This window comes from Methylocystis borbori (genome assembly GCF_036576025.1).
Classification (GTDB): domain Bacteria; phylum Pseudomonadota; class Alphaproteobacteria; order Rhizobiales; family Beijerinckiaceae; genus Methylocystis; species Methylocystis borbori.
Genome location: NZ_JAZHYN010000093.1, coordinates 1 through 1,879 on the forward strand (window position 1 = coordinate 1; position 1,879 = coordinate 1,879).

2 protein-coding genes are annotated in these 1,879 nt (G+C 64.3%); both read left to right on the forward strand.

All coding sequences use genetic code 11. The features are described 5' to 3' along the window. Positions 1 to 336: methane monooxygenase/ammonia monooxygenase subunit A (locus V3H18_RS16510; protein WP_332083174.1), on the forward strand; the 336-nt coding region annotated here is incomplete at its 5' end. A gap of 218 nt (positions 337 to 554) precedes the next feature. Then, positions 555 to 1,811 carry a bacterial ammonia monooxygenase, subunit AmoB gene (gene amoB / locus V3H18_RS16515; RefSeq protein ID WP_332083175.1) on the forward strand — a complete coding sequence of 419 codons (1,257 nt, stop codon included), beginning with the start codon at positions 555 to 557 and terminating at the stop codon, positions 1,809 to 1,811. Positions 1,812 to 1,879: the final 68 nt, after the last annotated feature.

Genomic DNA, 1,879 nt, shown 5'->3' on the forward strand with positions numbered 1-1,879 from the left:
CTGTCGGGCTCCTATGTGATCACGGCGATTGTCGGTTCGCTGGGCTGGGGTCTTTTGTTCTATCCGAACAACTGGCCGGCGATTGCGGCGTTCCATCAGGCGACGGAACAGCATGGCCAGCTGATGACGCTGGCGGATCTGATCGGCTTCCACTTCGTCCGCACGTCGATGCCGGAATACATCCGCATGGTCGAGCGCGGCACGCTGCGCACCTTCGGTAAGGACGTTGTGCCGGTTGCGGCGTTCTTCTCGGGCTTCGTGTCGATGCTGGTGTATTTCCTCTGGTGGTTCATGGGCCGCTGGTATTCGACGACGAAGATCATCGACAAGATCTAAGCCTGCAAGGTCTAAAGCCTGCATGAGGCGGGCGGCGGCGGGATCTCCGCGGCCGTCCTTTCGGAAAGCAATCAAGAGACGCGGCGGGCCGCGGGCGCGCGAAGGGGCTGGGCTGAGGCCTGGTTTATGGCGCGCGGCTTAGGGGTCCGCTGCGAGGGAAAATGCTCCGGCTTGGGCGCGAGGCGCAGGCCGGGAAGAAGAACCTGGGAGGTTTAACGATGAGAAAGTTCGTCAAGCTTGTCGCCTTTGGGGCGGCGGCGGCGGTGGCGGCGACGCTCGGAGCGATCGCTCCGGCTTCGGCCCACGGCGAGAAGTCGCAGCAGGCGTTTCTTCGGATGCGCACGCTGAACTGGTATGACGTTCAGTGGTCGAAGACGACGGTGAACGTCAATGAAGAGCTGATCCTGTCTGGCAAGGTGCACGTCTTCTCGGCGTGGCCGCAGGCCGTGGCCAATCCGCGCGTGTCGTTCCTGAACGCGGGCGAGCCTGGTCCGGTTCTGGTTCGCACGGCTCAGTTCATCGGCGAGCAGTTCGCGCCGCGTTCGGTGTCGCTGGTTCCGGGCAATGACTACGCCTTCTCGATCAATCTGCGCGGCCGTCGCGCCGGCCGCTGGCACGTCCATGCGCAGATCAACGTCGAGGGCGGCGGACCGATCATCGGCCCCGGCCAGTGGATTGAGATCAAGGGCGACATGAAGGACTTCACGGACCCCGTGACGCTTCTTGACGGCTCGACGGTCGACCTCGAGACCTACGGCATCAACCGGGTTTACGCCTGGCATCTGCCGTGGCTGGCGGTTGGCGCGGCGTGGATCCTGTTCTGGTTCGTGCGCAAGGGCATCATCGCCTCCTATCTGCGCGTGGCGACGGGTCAGGAAGCGATCGGCGACGACGACAAGCGGATTGGCGCGATTGTTCTGGCGCTGACCATTCTGGCGACGATCGTGGGCTACGCCGTGACGAACTCGACGTTCCCGCGCACGATCCCGCTTCAGGCCGGCTTGCAGAAGCCGCTGACGCCGATCGTGACGGACGGCACGCCTGGCGTGGGCAAGGAGCAGGTGACGACGGAGCTTCACGGCGGCGTCTACAAGGTTCCCGGCCGCGAGCTGACGATCAACGTCAAGGTCACGAACGGAACCACGGAGCCGGTGCGTCTTGGCGAATACACCACGGCGGGCCTGCGCTTCCTGAACCCCGACGTGTTCACGACCAAGCCTGAGTTCCCGGACTATCTGCTCGCCGACCGCGGCCTCTCGGTCGACCCGACGCCGATCGCGCCGGGCGAGACCAAGGACATCGAAGTCAAGGTGCAGGACGCGCGCTGGGATATCGAGCGTCTGTCCGACCTCGCCTATGACACGGACAGCCAGGTCGGCGGTCTGCTGATGTTCTTCTCGCCGACGGGCCGTCGCTTCGGCGCGGAAATCGGCGGGCCGGTCATTCCGAAGTTCGTCGCCGGCGATATGCCCTAAGCGATCAATAAATATAAGCGCCCCAAGCGCTAGCCTCTCCCCCCGGCGACCCAAATCGCCGGGGGGTT

What these genes read in the sequence shown, in the direction of transcription:
- amoB (WP_332083175.1), top strand. Translation starts at nt 555, where the DNA reads ATGAGAAAGTTCGTCAAGCTTGTCGCCTTTGGGGCGGCGGCGGCGGTG.